General features: G+C 64.1%; 11 protein-coding genes and 1 tRNA gene. 7 read left to right on the forward strand and 5 right to left on the reverse strand.

Translation table 11 applies throughout. The annotated features are described in order from the left end of the window. Window positions 1-48: 48 nt before the first annotated feature. The 3 genes from QA645_RS02955 to QA645_RS02965 form a co-directional block, all read right to left on the reverse strand. Window positions 49-849 (reverse strand): xanthine dehydrogenase family protein subunit M, encoded by an 801-nt coding sequence (locus QA645_RS02955; RefSeq protein ID WP_254127775.1) that lies wholly within the window; start codon window positions 847-849, stop codon window positions 49-51. Between the two features lie 15 nt (window positions 850-864). Further along, complete coding sequence (locus tag QA645_RS02960) at window positions 865-3,207, reverse strand: xanthine dehydrogenase family protein molybdopterin-binding subunit (protein WP_283048092.1); 2,343 nt, start codon at window positions 3,205-3,207, stop codon at window positions 865-867. Between the two features lie 84 nt (window positions 3,208-3,291). After that, the gene (locus QA645_RS02965) at window positions 3,292-3,777 is read right to left on the reverse strand and encodes a (2Fe-2S)-binding protein (protein WP_254127777.1); all 486 of its coding nucleotides are present in this window, start codon (window positions 3,775-3,777) and stop codon (window positions 3,292-3,294) included. A 344-nt stretch (window positions 3,778-4,121) separates the two neighbouring features. Here QA645_RS02965 and QA645_RS02970 point away from each other — a divergent pair, with 344 nt between their 5' ends. The 5 genes from QA645_RS02970 (at window position 4,122) to QA645_RS02990 (ending at window position 12,725) form a co-directional block, all read left to right on the forward strand. Next, a complete protein-coding gene (locus tag QA645_RS02970; RefSeq protein WP_283048095.1) occupies window positions 4,122-6,161 on the forward strand; it encodes a HAMP domain-containing methyl-accepting chemotaxis protein in 2,040 nt (679 codons plus the stop codon). Window positions 6,162-6,308: 147 nt separating this feature from the next. Continuing rightward, a complete protein-coding gene (locus tag QA645_RS02975) occupies window positions 6,309-8,342 on the forward strand; it encodes a HAMP domain-containing methyl-accepting chemotaxis protein (RefSeq protein WP_283048097.1) in 2,034 nt (677 codons plus the stop codon). A 369-nt stretch (window positions 8,343-8,711) separates the two neighbouring features. After that, window positions 8,712-10,199, forward strand: coding sequence for an MFS transporter (locus tag QA645_RS02980; protein WP_283048099.1), 1,488 nt, complete (start codon window positions 8,712-8,714; stop codon window positions 10,197-10,199). Between the two features lie 4 nt (window positions 10,200-10,203). Next, a complete protein-coding gene (gene otsB / locus QA645_RS02985; RefSeq protein ID WP_254191374.1) occupies window positions 10,204-11,025 on the forward strand; it encodes a trehalose-phosphatase in 822 nt (273 codons plus the stop codon). Between the two features lie 236 nt (window positions 11,026-11,261). Continuing rightward, entirely contained in the window at window positions 11,262-12,725 is a 1,464-nt protein-coding gene (locus QA645_RS02990; protein ID WP_283048102.1) for a trehalose-6-phosphate synthase, read from the forward strand. Between the two features lie 42 nt (window positions 12,726-12,767). Here the strand turns inward: QA645_RS02990 and QA645_RS02995 are convergent, their stop codons facing one another. Then, window positions 12,768-13,109 carry a hypothetical protein gene (locus tag QA645_RS02995; RefSeq protein ID WP_254127782.1) on the reverse strand — a complete coding sequence of 114 codons (342 nt, stop codon included), beginning with the start codon at window positions 13,107-13,109 and terminating at the stop codon, window positions 12,768-12,770. A 196-nt stretch (window positions 13,110-13,305) separates the two neighbouring features. Between QA645_RS02995 and QA645_RS03000 the strand changes: the two genes are divergently transcribed. Beyond that, window positions 13,306-13,395 (forward strand) — tRNA-Ser (locus tag QA645_RS03000). Window positions 13,396-13,441: 46 nt separating this feature from the next. Here QA645_RS03000 and QA645_RS03005 read toward each other — a convergent pair. Beyond that, window positions 13,442-14,239 (reverse strand): alpha/beta fold hydrolase, encoded by a 798-nt coding sequence (locus QA645_RS03005; protein ID WP_283048105.1) that lies wholly within the window; start codon window positions 14,237-14,239, stop codon window positions 13,442-13,444. Between the two features lie 74 nt (window positions 14,240-14,313). Here QA645_RS03005 and QA645_RS03010 point away from each other — a divergent pair, with 74 nt between their 5' ends. After that, a complete protein-coding gene (locus QA645_RS03010; protein WP_283048107.1) occupies window positions 14,314-15,231 on the forward strand; it encodes a LysR family transcriptional regulator in 918 nt (305 codons plus the stop codon). Window positions 15,232-15,251: the final 20 nt, after the last annotated feature.

The raw sequence follows: 15,251 nt of genomic DNA on the forward strand, positions 1-15,251 counted from the left end.
ATTGCTGCGCGCCGCGGAAGATTTGTGTTGAGTCGCTAGGTCGCGATGTTAGCCGGCGGCAGCCACCGCGCGCTGTGCCATCACCTTGATCAGATTGGCGCGGTACTCTGCCGTGCCGTGGATATCGGCCAACAATCCGCTCGCCGGAATGTTGACACTGTCGATCGCCGACGGCGACCAGTTCGCCTTCAGCGCAGCCTCGATGGCGCCCACGCGCATCACGCCGCTCTGCGAGGCGCCGGTGGCGGCGACGCGAATCTCGCCCGACTTCGTCTGTGCGACGAAGACGGCGGTCAGCGCGAAGCGCGAAGCGGGATGCCGCATCTTGGCATAGCCTGCTTTCGCGGGGACCGGGAACGATACGGCGGTGATGATCTCGCCGTCTTCAAGCGCCGTCGTGAACAGGCCCTTGAAGAAATCCTCCGCCGAGATCGATCGTTTGTTGGTCTTCACGGTGGCGCCGAGCGCGAGCAGCGCAGCCGGATAGTCCGCGGCCGGATCGTTGTTGGCGATCGAGCCGCCGATGGTGCCGCGATAGCGCACGGCGGGGTCGCCGATCAGCGAGGCCAGATAGGCGACCGCGGGGATCGCCTTCTTTGCGGCATCGCTGGTCGCCACATCATAATGCGGCGTGGCGGCCTTGATTGTCAGGGTGTCGCCCGAGGCCTCGACGCCGATCAGCTCCTTGATCTTGCCGAGGTCGATGACATCGGAGGGGCTCGCAAGCCGCTGCTTCATCACCGGCAGCAATGTCTGGCCGCCCGCGAGCAACTTCGCTTCGCTGCTTTTCCCGAACAGGCTGGCAGCTTCGTCGACCGAGGAAGCGCGATGATATGTGGTCTGGTACATTTTCGTTCCTCCCTCTCAAGTCGCGTGGATCGTGCGCCACACCCGATCCGGGGTTGCGGGCATTTCCAGATTGTTCTTGCCGATCGCATCCGTGATCGCATTGATCACGGCCGCGGAGGCGCCGATTGCGCCGGCCTCACCGCAACCCTTGATGCCCAAGGGATTGCCCGGGCACAGCGTCGTGGTGTGGGAGAGATTGAACGAAGGCACATCGTCGGCGCGCGGCATGGCGTAGTCCATGAACGAGGCCGTCACCGGCTGGCCGTTGCCGTCGTAGATGGCGTGCTCGAGCAGCGCCTGTCCGATGCCCTGAACCAGGCCGCCATGGACCTGGCCCTCGACGATCATCGGGTTGATCAGCCGGCCGAAATCGTCGGCCGCGACGAAATTGACGAAGGAGGTCTTGCCGGTGCCGGGATCGACCTCGAGCTCGCAGATATAGGCGCCGGCCGGGAAGGTGAAGTTGGAGGGGTCGTAGAAGGCGCTTTCCTTCAGGCCCGGCTCCATCCCGTCAGGCAGATTGTGTGCGGTGTAGGCCGCGAGCGCGACCATCGGCAGCGCAATCGCCTTGTCGGTACCCGTCACCTTGAACTCGCCGTTCTCGATGACGATGTCGGCCTCCGAGGCTTCGAGCGCGTGCGCAGCGATCTTCTTGGCCTTGGACTCGACCTTCTCAACCGCCTTGAGGATGGCGGTAAGACCGACGGCCGCGGAACGCGAGCCGTAGGTGCCCATGCCGAACTGCACCTTGTCGGTATCGCCATGGACGATCGAAACCTGGCTGATCGGAACCCCTAAGCGTTCCGAAATGAGCTGAGCAAACGCCGTCTCATGGCCCTGGCCGTGGCTGTGCGAGCCGGTCAATACCTCGATGGTGCCGACCGGGTTGACGCGCACTTCGGCCGATTCCCAAAGGCCGACGCCGGCGCCCAGGCTACCGACCGCCTTCGACGGTGCGATGCCGCAGGCTTCGATGTAGCAGGACAAGCCGATGCCGCGCAGCTTGCCTTGCGATTTCGCCTGCGCCTTGCGGGCCGCGAAGCCGGCATAGTCGATCGCCTTCATCGCCGCGTCGAGCGAAGCGTTAAAGTCGCCGACGTCATAGGCCATGATGACGGGCGTCTGGTGCGGGAACTGGGTGATGAAGTTGCTCCGGCGCAGCTGGGCCGGGTCGACCTTCAATTGCCGCGCGGCGGTCTCCATCATTCGTTCGATCAGGTAGCTCGCCTCTGGACGGCCCGCGCCGCGATAGGCGTCGACCGGCGTGGTGTTCGTGTAGACACCGATCACCTCGGCATGGATCTGCGGGATGTTGTACTGGCCCGACAGCAGCGTCGCGTAGAGATAGGTCGGCACCGCCGAAGAGAACAGCGACATGTAGGCGCCGAAATTCGCGTAGGTCTTCACCTTCAGGCCGATGATCTTGTTGCTGGCGTCGAATGCCATCTCGGCATGGGTGACGTGGTCGCGGCCATGTGCGTCGGTGAGGAAGGCCTCGGTGCGGTCACTGGTCCACTTCACGGGGCGGCCGGTCCGCTTGGAAGCCCAGAGCGCCACCATCTCTTCCGGATAGATGTAGATCTTCGAGCCGAAGCCGCCGCCGACGTCGGGGGCAATCACGCGCAGCTTGTGCTCGGGCGCGATGTTGTAGAACGCCGACAGCACGAGGCGGGCCACGTGCGGGTTCTGGGACGTCGTGTAGAGGGTGAAATGCTCCTCCGCCGTGTCGTAGTCGGCGATCGCCGATCGCGGCTCCATCGGGTTTGGCGCCAGGCGGTTGTTGGTGAGGTCCATCTTCACCACATTGGCGGCCTTGGCGAAGGCGGCATCCGTCGCACCCTCGTCGCCGATCACCCAGTCATAGACCTGGTTGCCGGGGGCCTCGGGATGGAGCTGCGGCGCGCCGGCCTTGATGGCGGCATGGACGTCGGCGACCGCGGGAAGTTCCTCGTAATCGACGACGACGGCTTCCGCTGCGTCGCGCGCGAGGTTCTTGCTGTCGGCGATCACGACCGCGACGGCCTGGCCGACGAAACGCACGGTCTCCGGCGCCATCGCCGGCCATGCGCCCATCTTCATCGGGCTGCCGTCCTTGGAGGTGATGGCCCAGCCGCAGATGAGGTTGCCGACCTTGTCGTCGACCAGCTGTTGTCCGGTGAGCACCGCGACCACGCCCGGCATCTTCAGCGCGGCGGAAGAGTCGATCTTCTTCACCTTGGCGTGCGCGTGCGGGCTGCGGATGAAATGGGCATGGGTCATGCCCAGCAATTTGATGTCGTCAACGTACCGGCCCTTGCCGGTAATGAAACGCTTGTCTTCCTTGCGCACGACGCGCGCGCCGATGCCTTCAACACCCATGTCTGGTCCTCCCGACCGGAATTGTTTTGACTGCGCTTTCCCTCGAAAGCCGCAGCGGTGGTTCTTTATTCGAGGCGAGCCGCTTTACTCGGCCGCCTGCGAGACCTTCATGCGTCCGGCTGCATCCAGCACGGCTTTGACGATGTTGTGGTAACCGGTGCAGCGGCAGATATTGCCTTCGAGCTCGTGGCGCACGGTGGCTTCGTCGAGCTGGCCACCATGGCGTTGCACGATGTCGATCGCCGACATGATCATGCCCGGCGTGCAATAGCCGCACTGCAGGCCGTGATTGTCGCGGAAGGCAGCCTGCATCGGGTGCAGCTCGTCGCCCTTGGCGATGCCTTCGATGGTGGTGACGTTGGCGCCATCAGCCTGGCCGGCCAGCATGGTGCAGGACTTCACCGCCTTGCCGTCCATATGGACGACGCAGGCGCCGCACTGGCTGGTGTCGCAGCCGACATGGGTTCCGGTGAGGTTGAGATGGTCGCGCAAGAGATGGACCAGCAGCGTGCGGTCCTCGACGTCGACAGCAACGGCCTTGCCGTTCACCGTCAGTTTGACTGTAGACACGGTTGTAGTCCTCCCGGGATGATTTTGATTGTTTCTAATTAGAGACCGTCGCCCCCGGGCTTGGCAACTAGGATTTTGGTCGCTCCGGTCATGGAAAAGTCATTTGAGTCCGGCGGACGCACGATGGTTTGCGGGCGGGCCAGGCGATCCCCGGATGGCGTGGCCGGGCCCGGGTGGGATGCCAGCCGTCATCCCAAGCGGTCGGCCTTTGGCCCATGACGCCTCGGGTCGCGCGAGGTGTGCCAAATTTACCGCCCTTTATTCATTGTGCCCTAGTTTTGCGCATCCGGGTCTGGGGGCGGGGCGCCTCCGGTCGCGGCTGAAGAGAATAAATGGGGGTTGGAATGTCCGGGCGTACCGCGTCGCCGTCTAAGCGCAGCTTGTTTCCAACCCTCCGGTTTCGCGCCAAGATCATCCTCGGTTTTGCCGCAGTGCTGGTGATCTCCGCCGGCAGCATGGCCTTCGCCTATTTCGGCTTCGAGCGGGTCTCATCCGGCGTAGGGTCCTATCGCTCGAGCGTCTCGGAGGCCGATCTCGCCCGCAACATCGACCGTGAGCTGCTCGGCTACCGCTCGGCCGTCAAATTTTTCGTCGTCACCGGCAAGGAAGAAGACGCCAAGGCGGCGCTGGATGCCGAAGCCAGCCTGAAGGCTGCCATCGACCTGGCCGTCAAGAGCGCCAAGACGCCGGCGCGGCAGGACGGCCTCGACAAGCTCGCCAAGGAGTTTGCGAACTTCGCCGCGACCTTCGCCAAGGTCCTCCAGGCCAAGCGCGACAGCACGCTGCTGGTGCAGAACCAGCTCTCGCGCCAGGCCAATCTGCTGAAGTACAAGCTTGATGACATCGGCAACAACGCCTCCGATTCCGAGGCGCAGTCGATCGAGTTCGGCACCAAGCAGGTCAACGCCCAGTTCCAGACCGCGAGCGCGGCGGCGACCAATTTCGTGCTGACGTCAGACCAGGCGATCGCGACCAGTGCTCTGGCGCGGCTGAAATTCGTCGAGAACTCGCTCGGCGCGGTCTATTCCATGGACGACAAGATCGTCGCCGGCCTGAAGGACGCCAAGACCATCCTCGTCGCCTACCGCGAAGCGCTGGAGAAGCTGATCGCCAACGCCAAGATGGTCGACGAGCTCGTCACCGAGATGAGCGGCTCGGCGGGCGCGATCCTGCGCGGCGCGACCGCGATGAAGGCGGATCTGGTTGCCGAGCAGCAGCGGCTCGATTCGGAATCGGCCGCGACGATCGGGAAGACCGAGCAATTGGTGCTGATGCTGGCCGTCGGCGGCACGCTGCTCGGTGCGGTCCTCGCCTTCCTGCTCGGCACCGGCATCTCGCGGCCGATGATCGCGATGTGCAAGGCGATGCGCGAGCTGGCCTCGGGCAATTTCGACGTCGTGCTGCCGGGCCTGGGCCGCAAGGACGAGATCGGGGAGATGGCCGGCGCGGTCGAGGAGTTCAAGGTTCAGGCGGTCGCCAAGGCGGAGCGCGATGCCGCCGCCAGCGAAGCCCAGAACCGGGAGCAGGCCGCAAGCCGCCGCGGCGAGCTGATCCGTTTTGCCGATGATTTCGAGAGCGCCGTCGGCGCCATCGTGTCCAACGTCTCGGCTTCCGCCGTGCAGCTCGAATCCTCGGCCTCCACGCTGACCCGCACGGCCGAGACCACGCAGGCCCTGTCGAGCCAGGTCGCCGGCGTTTCCGAGCAGGCTTCGAGCAACATGCAGTCGGTCGCAACCGCGACGGAAGAGCTCTCGGCCTCGGTCGAAGAGATCGGCCGCCAGGTCCGCGACTCCAGCCGGATCGCCGAGGCCGCCGTGGTGCAGGCCAAGGAGACCGACGGCCGCATCGGAAAACTCTCCCATGCCGCCCAGCAGATCGGCGAGGTGGTCAAGCTGATCACGGCGATTGCCGAGCAGACCAATCTACTGGCGCTCAATGCCACCATCGAGGCGGCCCGCGCCGGCGAGGCCGGCCGCGGCTTCGCCGTGGTCGCGAGCGAGGTGAAGTCGCTGGCCAGCCAGACGGCGAAAGCCACCGACGAGATTTCCTCGCACATCACGGGCATGCAGGGCGCCACCGCCGAGTCGGTCGCCGCGATCAAGGAGATCGGCGCGACCATCGGCCAGATCTCGTCGATCTCGACGTCGATTGCGAGTGCCGTCGAGCAGCAGGGCGCAGCGACCCAGGAGATCGCGCGCAGCGTCCAGACCGTCGCGCAGGGCACCCAGACCGCCGCGACCGACATCGGTCAGGTCAATCGCGGCGCGGCTGAGACCGGCTCGGCCTCGGAAGAGGTGCTGAACTCGGCGAAGACGCTGTCGTCCGAGAGCACCCGCCTCCGCGCCGAGCTCGATCGGTTCATGGCGAACATCCGGGCGGCGTAGGGGCTCAGACCGCGTCACCTAACCGCAAGTTGCGACAGCGGTAAATTTACCGCGGCTTATCCTTTGCCATTTACCGTGCATTTGAGTCGGGGAGCGGGCTGCTTCCCGGCTGCGCCTGGTTTTCCGCGAATGGAATGGGGTGGGGGAATGTCTGCGAAGTCGAAGCCGAGCTCATCGAAGCTCTTCACCTTGCGTTTTCGTGCAAAAATCATCCTCGGCTTCGTGGCGGTGCTGGCCATCCTCGCCGTCAGCATGGCATTTGCCTATTTCGGCTTCGAGCGAATCGCGGGTGCCGTCGCGTCCTACCGGACCAGCGTGGCGGAAGCAGACCTGGCGCGCACCATCGATCGCGAATTGATCAGCTATCAGGGGCTGACCCGGGCCTACACGCTGACCGGCGCGGCGGACGACGAGACCGCGGCCAAGGCGGCCGAGGAGAATCTGAAGGCGGCGATTGCCAAGTCGATGTCGGCCACGACGGGGGCGGCGCGACGCGAGGAGGTCGGCAAGCTCGAGGCCGAGTTCCAGCGCTTCGCAAAGGTGTTCGGCGAGATCATCACGCTGACGCGCGAGAACAACAAGATCGCGACCGATGAGCTGAACAGCGTCGGCAACAAGATCCGCTTCAAATTCGACGACCTCGCCGACACCGCGGCGCTCGCCGGTCTCGCCTCGGTCCAGACCACGGCCAAGGACATCACCTCGCAATATCTCGCGGTCTCCACCTCGGTCAGCGCCTTCGTCGCCAAGCCTGAGCCGAAGACCGCTGACGGCGTCGTCGCCCGCATCAAGTTCCTGGAGACGCTGCTGGTCTCGATCTACGCCAACGACCAGAAGATCACCGACCGCGTCACCGAGATCGGTGGTCTGCTGAAGCAGTACCGCACGTCGTTTGCGAAGCTTTCCGACAACGTGAAGATCATCGTCAAGTCGAACGGCGAGATGACCAAGACGGCCGCGTCCATTCTGAAGCTCTCGGGCGAGTTGCGGTCTGACCTGTCGGCCGATCAGCAGCGCATCGAGGCGAGCGCCAATGTGACGATCGGGGAAACCGAGCGGTTGATGCTGATGCTGGCGCTGGGTGGCCTCGCCATCGGTGCCGTGCTGGCCCTGATGCTCGGCAATGGCATCTCGCGGCCGATGATCGCGATGTGCAAGGCGATGCGCGAACTGGCCTCGGGCAATTTCGATGTCGTCCTGCCGGGCCTGGGCCGCAAGGACGAGATCGGCGAGATGGCCGGCGCGGTCGAGGAGTTCAAGGTTCAGGCGGTCGCCAAGGCCGAGCGCGATGCCGCCGCCAGCGAAGCCCAGAACAGGGAGCAGGCCGCAAGCCGCCGCGGCGAGCTGATCCGCTTTGCCGATGATTTCGAGAGCGCCGTCGGCGCCATCGTGTCCAACGTCTCGGCTTCGGCCGTGCAGCTCGAATCCTCGGCCTCCACGCTGACCCGCACCGCCGAGACCACCCAAGCGCTGTCGAGCCAGGTCGCCGGTGTGTCCGAGCAGGCGTCGAGCAATATGCAGTCGGTCGCAACCGCGACGGAAGAGCTCTCGGCTTCGGTCGAGGAGATCGGCCGCCAGGTCCGCGACTCCAGCCGGATCGCCGAGGCCGCCGTGGTTCAGGCCAAGGAGACCGACGGCCGCATCGGAAAACTCTCCCATGCCGCCCAGCAGATCGGCGAGGTGGTCAAGCTGATCACGGCGATTGCCGAGCAGACCAATCTTCTGGCACTCAACGCCACCATCGAGGCGGCCCGCGCCGGCGAGGCCGGCCGCGGCTTCGCCGTGGTCGCGAGCGAGGTGAAGTCGCTGGCCAGCCAGACGGCGAAAGCCACCGACGAGATATCCTCGCACATCACGGGCATGCAGGGCGCCACCGCTGAGTCGGTCGCCGCGATCAAGGAGATCGGCGCGACCATCGGCCAGATCTCGTCGATCTCGACGTCGATTGCGAGTGCCGTCGAGCAGCAGGGCGCCGCGACCCAGGAGATCGCGCGCAGCGTCCAGACCGTCGCGCAGGGCACCCAGACCGCCGCGACCGACATCGGTCAGGTCAATCGCGGCGCGGCTGAGACCGGCTCGGCCTCGGAAGAGGTGCTGAACTCGGCGAAGACGCTGTCGTCCGAGAGCACCCGCCTCCGCGCCGAGCTCGATCGGTTCATGGCGAACATCCGGGCGGCGTAGGGCAACGCTCTAGCGCCACTCTCCAGTGTCGTCCTGGCGAACGCCAGGACCCATTACCCCAGGGAGGGGTCGTGGCGCGGGCTGATAACTCCGAGTCTTCGCCAAACCACTTCCTGTGGTTATGGGTCCTGGATCAGCGCTCCGCTTCGCTACGCTTGTCCAGGACGACAGCGGAATGAGCGGCGCGAAGACTCCCTCTCCAACAACTGCCGCAGCCTGAGCTTCACTTTCGTGCTGTCCGCGAATGTGTCGTCTTTCTGACGTGAGCCATGCATCTGCCCGGACGCTGTTCCATGGGAACCGGCCCTTGCCGCAGACGTTGTCGCAGGTGGCAGGCGGAATGCCGCACCCCCATGACCCAGCAACGCGATGGAATTGCAGCAGAGCCGAGCGCTGAACGATGGACCTGCAGTCTCGACGGCGGCCGCGACCGATCGCATCGTCGAGACCAGCATTCCCGCGCGGCTCGATGCGCTGCCCTGGAGCGGCTTCCACACCCGCGTGGTGCTGGCGCTTGGCATCACCTGGATCCTCGACGGGCTTGAGGTGACGTTGGCCGGCGCGCTCTCAGGTGCGCTGAAGCAGAGCCCGACACTGCACTTCTCGAACCTCGATCTTGGTGTTGCCAACTCGGCCTACCTCGCCGGCGCCGTGCTCGGCGCGCTCGGCTTCGGTTGGCTGACCGATCGCATCGGCCGCAAAAAGCTGTTCTTCATCACGCTCGCGCTCTATCTCTCCGCGACGGCTGCGACCGCGCTGTCGTGGAGTATTGCAAGCTATGCGCTGTTCCGCTTTTTGACCGGCGCCGGCATCGGCGGCGAATACACGGCGATCAACTCGACCATTCAGGAACTGGTGCCGGCGCGCTATCGCGGCTGGACTGATCTCGTCATCAACGGCAGTTTCTGGATCGGTGCGGCGATGGGCGCGGTCGCCGCGATCGTCCTGCTTGACCCCGCGGTGATCGGTCCAGATCTCGGCTGGCGCCTTGCCTATCTCATCGGCGCGACTCTCGGTCTCGTCGTGCTGTTGATGCGGATGTGGATTCCGGAAAGCCCGCGCTGGCTGATGATCCACGGTCGCCCCGATCAGGCGCACGCGATCGTCGACGACATCGAGCGTTCGGTGATCGGGCATGATCAAGATGCGAGCGATCGAGGCTTCGCCAAGATGCGGCTGAAGATGCGCGATCACACCCCGATCAGCGAAGTCGTGCACACGCTGTTTGTCACCTATCGCCAGCGTTCGCTGGTCGGCCTGGTGCTGATGGTCGCGCAGGCCTTTTTCTACAATGCGATCTTCTTCACCTTCGCGCTGGTGCTGACCGATTTCTACGGCATCAGCGCCGATCACGTCGGCTGGTACCTGCTGCCGTTCGCGGCCGGCAACTTCCTCGGCCCGCTGCTGCTCGGCCGCCTGTTCGACACGCTCGGCCGCCGCGCGATGATCATGTTCACCTATGGTATCTCCGGCCTGCTGCTGGCGGTGTCAGGTTATCTGTTCTCGATCGGCGCGCTCAGCGCGCAGGGGCAGACCATCGCCTGGATGGTGATCTTCTTCTTTGCCTCGCCGGCGGCGAGCGCCGCCTATCTGACTGTGAGCGAAACGTTCCCGCTCGAAGTTCGCGCGCTGGCGATTGCTGTGTTTTATGCGGTGGGCACCGGTATTGGCGGGGTCGCTGGCCCCGCGCTGTTCGGCGCGCTGATCGATACGGGATCACGCAACAGCGTGTTCGCCGGCTATCTGCTGGGGGCTGTCTTGATGATCGTGGCTGCGATCGTGGCGTGGCGCTACGCCGTCTCCGCGGAGCGCAAATCGCTCGAACAAATCGCGCGGCCGCTGGCTTCTATGGAGTAGACTTATGAAATCAGAACTTGCTGAACTGGATCAGAGGCGTCCCATGCTGGAAGATGAAGCACCCGACGCCGTGCCCGTGCCCCATGCGCTCGTCCCGCATCTCAACGAGACTGCGATCCTGCTCGACATCGACGGCACGCTGCTTGATTTGATGCCGACGCCGCGCGAGGTGTGGGTGCCGCCCGGCTTGTCGGAGACTCTTAATCGCCTGACCGAGCGCACATCCGGCGCGCTGGCCATGGTCAGCGGCCGTTCGCTCAACGACATTGACCTGATTTTCGCGCCGGATGTGTTCCGCGCCGTCGCCGGACACGGCGCGGAGATGCGCCTGTCGGTGGACAATGAAGCCGACGACGTGCACGCGCCGCCGATGGACAAGGAGCTGAAGCGGCGGCTGGCTGCGATCGCAAAGCTCAGCCCCGGCATTCTGCTCGAGGACAAGGGCTATTCGCTGGCGCTGCATTACCGCCTTGCGCCGCATGCCGAGAAGGCGATCTACGAAGCTGTCTCGCTGATCCGAGCCGATCTGCCGAATGCGCCGATCGAGGTGCTGCCCGGCAAGTTCGTTTGCGAGATCAAGCATTCCGGTTTCACCAAGGCGACCGGCGTACGCGAGCTGATGAAGCACGAGCCATTCAAAGGACGCCGTCCGATCTTCATCGGCGACGACGTCACCGATGAAACCGTGTTCGCGATCATGCCCGACATGAACGGGCTCTCCTTCTCGGTCGGCCGCCGCGCCATCGGCGTCAACGGTCACTTCGATGCGCCGAACGATGTGCGTGCGTTCCTCGCGCGCCTGCTCGACGATACAAGGTTGGAATAAGGCGACGTCATCGCGGAGCCACATTGTCACGCGTGCTGTTCCCTCGCACGCATGGCTCATGTTGCGTGAATTTCACGCCAAGACTCTCATTTCCAAGTGGAAACGCCGGGTTCCCTCGTAGGAAAACAGGTTCCAACGCGCGTGCCTGACTTTGGTTTCATTTCGTAGAAATGATGACAGGAACCATATTGATGAACAGCAGTTAAACGGGTGGAATGAACAGGAGGGGACGACCTGTGAACTTAGTCGTCGTTTCGAATCGAGTTGCGCGCGGTAAACCCAACGAGCCCATGACGGGCGGCCTCGCAGCGGCATTGCTTCCCGTCGTGGAGCATTCAGGTGCGATCTGGGTGGGTTCCTCCGGCCGCGTGCGCGACGGCCATCAGAAGGAACCGTTCGCCGAGATCGAGGCGCTGGGTTCCGGTGCGATTGCGACGCTGGACCTGCCGGCTGCGCATTACGGTGGCTATTACGAAGGTTTTGCCAATTCGGCGCTGTGGCCGGCGCTGCATTCGCGCAGCGACCTGATCCGCGTCTCGCGCGAGGATTATGTCAGCTATCGCGAGGTCAACGCGTTCATGGCGCGCGCCCTGATGCGCTTCCGCAAAACCAAAACTGCGTTCTGGGTGCAGGATTATCATTTCCTCGCGCTCGGCGCGGAGCTGCGCGATCTCGGCGTCGACGATCCCATCGGCTTCTTCCTGCACACGCCGTGGCCGGTCGCTGCAGTCATGCAGGGCGTGCCCAATCATCGCGAGCTGATCACCGCGATGCTGGCCTATGATCTGCTCGGTTTCCAGACCGACGAGGATTGCCAGAATTTCCTCGGCTATGCCGGCGGCGAGCTCGATCTCACCATCGAGGACGGCGTGGTGCTGTCGCAACATGGACGGACGCGATGCGAAGTGTTTCCGATCGGTATCGACGCGGAGAAATTCGCAGCCTATGCCGCGAAGTCGGCCTCGCATCCCGACGTGTCGCGGCTGCGTCGCAGTCTCAACGGCGAGCGGCTTGCGATCGGCGTCGACCGGCTCGATTATTCCAAGGGACTCGTCAACCGCATCAGCGCGTTCGACCGGCTCTGGACCGATCAGCCGCAGTTTGCGCGCAGCATCTCGCTGCTGCAGATCGCCAACCCTTCACGCGGCGCGATCGAAGCCTATGGCAATCTCCAGAACGAAGTCGCCCGCCTCGTCACCGACGTCAACGGCCGGCATGGCGAGGTCGACTGGACGCCGATCCGCTATCTCAACAAGGGTTTCAGCCAGGCCGTGCTGGCGGGCCTCTATCGCACCGCGCAGATCGGCGTCGTGACGCCGCTTCATGACGGCATGAACCTCGTCGCCAAGGAATATATCGCCGCGCAAAACCCGGCCGATCCCGGCGTGCTCGTGCTGTCGAAGTTCGCCGGTGCGGCCAACGAGCTCGAGACTGCTCTGCTGGTCAACCCGCATGACATCGACGGCATGGCCCGCGCCATCGCGGTCGCCGCCGCGATGCCGCTCACCGAGCGCAAGATGCGCTGGGAGGCGATGATGAAGACGCTGCGCGGCCACACCATCCAGCAATGGTCGTCGGATTTCGTCGCCGAGCTCGAGAGTTGCCGCCCCGAGAAGATCGCGGCCGCCCCGCTCGCGGTGCAGCCGCCGCAGGCGCTGCGCTGGCTGAAGTCGGCGATCTCGGGTGTGCGGCTGATCTAGTTCTCTTTCCCTCTCTCCGCTTCAACGGGGAGAGGGAAAGCCTCAATAGCAATACGACACGCCATCCAGAATCGCGCATTGCCGCTTGTTCGGCGCGTTCGGGTCGTCCATTGGCACCATGCCCTTGCCCTGGCCGACGAATACGCCGGGCCCGACATGCACCGAGCTCTTGTTGCCGATGATCACGCTCTGGTGCGGGGTCGAGCTGGAGCGGGTCCCGTCCGGCCAGAGGATGGCATCGCCCGAAAGCACCCCGCGCCGCCCGTCGTCGCAGGTCACATCGACGCCCTGCCGGGTGCAGGCCTGTGCGTTGGCCGGCGCGGTAAAGGCGGCGCCAAGGGCCAAAATCAGGCTCAGCGCGGCGATGGTTTTGCAGATGGTCATGGCGTCCCCGGTCGTGTTTGGCGTCCTCAGGTGAATCGTCGCGCCAAACCCGCGACGGGTTCAGCCTCAGGCGGGTTCCGGGCGGTCTCCTGTCGCGAGATATTCCTAAGCAAATACAATATGTTGCGGAAAATTCACCCGATTTACCCGCGATCCCTTGCAAAATCACCGGCGCCCCTTCAAGAGAAGGCGCTCCGGAGAGATGGCCGAGTGGCTTAAGGCGCACGCTTGGAAAGCGTGTGTGCGGGAAACCGTACCGTGGGTTCGAATCCCACTCTCTCCGCCATTTGGCCGGCGACCCCACAACCTTCCTGGTCCGGTACGCGCGCACCCTAGTCCTCTCGCAGGAATTCCAGCACGGCTTCGAGAAAGGAAGCCTGCCGCTCGATATTGAGCATATGGACGCCGGGCAGCAGGACAAGTTGCGATTCCTGAATGGCGCTGGCGATCGCCTCGCTGTGGCTTGCCAGGGTGACGGTGTCGTCGATGCCTCCGATCACCAGTGTCGGTGCCCTGATCAGCGTGTTGGTGCGCCGGAGATCGGCGTCGCGTACGACGGCGAAGCATCCGGCAAGCCCGTCGGGCGCTGTCGCGAGGATCATGTTGCGAAAGGCATCGACCGTCGCCGATTCATCTCGGATCATCTGTGGCGGAAACCAGTTCCCGATGAACATGTCGGCCATGGCCGACATATTCCGTTCGCGAAGGACGCGCTTGATGAGGTCATCCCACTGCGGAGACGGGCCGAGATAGGGTGACGTATTCGAAAGAATGAGCCGGTCGATCCGCTCGGGCGCGCGAAAACCCAGCCATTGGCCAACAAAACCGCCGAGCGAGAGGCCGCAGAAATGCGCACGCGCGATCCCGAGCGCATCCATCAGCTCGATGACGTCGCGTCCGAGGCGGTCGAGCGAATAGGGGCCTTGGGGAGCATCCGAGCTGCCATGCCCCCGTGTGTCGTATCGCAGCACGCGAAAGGACTTCGAGAGCTCTGCGATCTGCCGGTCCCACATGCGGTGGTCGGTTGCGATCGAGTTCGAGAGGATCAGCACCGGGTTGTCGCCTCGGCTATCGAATTGGTAGGCGATCCGGCAGCCGTCTCCGGCAGTGACGTGGCTGATGTCGCTCATTCAGTATCTCCGTGCGCGAGTGTTCAACCGATCTAGCGCTCGCGCCGGAGGCGGAGAATTACTATGTTTGACCAATGTCTGTCGAAGAAACGAACAATCCGGCTTCATTCAAGTTGCACGACCTGCGCTGCTTCGATGCGGTGGCACGTCTGGGAAGTTTTCAGGCCGCGGCGAATGCACTTCATCGGACGCACCCGTCGGTCTTCGCGGCCGTGACGCGGCTGGAGCAACGCCTTGGCCTGACGCTGCTCGATCGGAGTGGCTATCGCGTCGAGCTGACCGAGGTCGGACGGATGTTTCATGCCCGCGCTGCGACATCGTTGCGCGACATCGATAATCTCGATGGTTACGCGCGGCAGCTGGCGACTGGCGAAGAGCCGGTGCTGCGGGTCGTCCTCGGCGATCTATGCGACCGGCCTGCGGTCCTCGGTACGCTCTCGGCGTTCTTCGCGGGGAGGCCGCGCACGCGCTTGCACCTCGATTATGAAGCAGTGAGCGGACCCTTCGAGCGACTGGCTGATGGCTCCGCGGATTTGATTTTCCACCGCGTCGACGACTCCCGCTACGATCTGGAGCAGATCAGGTTTCGCGAGATCCGGCTGCTGCCGGTCGCCGCGCCGGGCTTCCTGGCCGCCGAGGCAGGCGCCGAAATAACACCTCGGCAATTGCAGCTCGTTACGCAGTGCGTGATCCGTGACACGGCACGCGACACCACTCCCGAGGATCACTTTCTGATCGACGGCGCGCCGCACTGCTCCGTGCCCGACCACACGATGAAGAAGGAGTTGATTCTGCATCGGATGGCTTGGGGCCATCTGCCGGAATTCATGGTCGAGAACGAACTTCGCACGGGCAAACTGATCAATATGCAGGGGCGCTATATCCCCGGGCGCACCGAAACTCTGGCGGCAATGCGGCGTATCGATCGGCCTCATGGACCGGTTGCCGAAGAGTTGTGGGAATGCCTCAAAGACGGCCTTCCGAGAATGTAGCTGTCCCGCCCGGCACAAGG

The sequence above is a fragment of the Bradyrhizobium sp. CIAT3101 genome (assembly GCF_029714945.1).
Lineage (GTDB): Bacteria > Pseudomonadota > Alphaproteobacteria > Rhizobiales > Xanthobacteraceae > Bradyrhizobium.

Bases quoted from the DNA above. Each gene is read 5' to 3' on its own strand.
- QA645_RS02955 (WP_254127775.1), bottom strand. From the start codon at position 849: ATGTACCAGACCACATATCATCGCGCTTCCTCGGTCGACGAAGCTGCC.
- QA645_RS02960 (WP_283048092.1), bottom strand. From the start codon at position 3,207: ATGGGTGTTGAAGGCATCGGCGCGCGCGTCGTGCGCAAGGAAGACAAG.
- QA645_RS02970 (WP_283048095.1), top strand. From the start codon at position 4,122: ATGTCCGGGCGTACCGCGTCGCCGTCTAAGCGCAGCTTGTTTCCAACC.
- QA645_RS02975 (WP_283048097.1), top strand. From the start codon at position 6,309: ATGTCTGCGAAGTCGAAGCCGAGCTCATCGAAGCTCTTCACCTTGCGT.
- QA645_RS02980 (WP_283048099.1), top strand. From the start codon at position 8,712: ATGGAATTGCAGCAGAGCCGAGCGCTGAACGATGGACCTGCAGTCTCG.
- otsB (WP_254191374.1), top strand. From the start codon at position 10,204: ATGAAATCAGAACTTGCTGAACTGGATCAGAGGCGTCCCATGCTGGAA.
- QA645_RS02995 (WP_254127782.1), bottom strand. From the start codon at position 13,109: ATGACCATCTGCAAAACCATCGCCGCGCTGAGCCTGATTTTGGCCCTT.
- QA645_RS03005 (WP_283048105.1), bottom strand. From the start codon at position 14,239: ATGAGCGACATCAGCCACGTCACTGCCGGAGACGGCTGCCGGATCGCC.
- QA645_RS03010 (WP_283048107.1), top strand. From the start codon at position 14,314: ATGTCTGTCGAAGAAACGAACAATCCGGCTTCATTCAAGTTGCACGAC.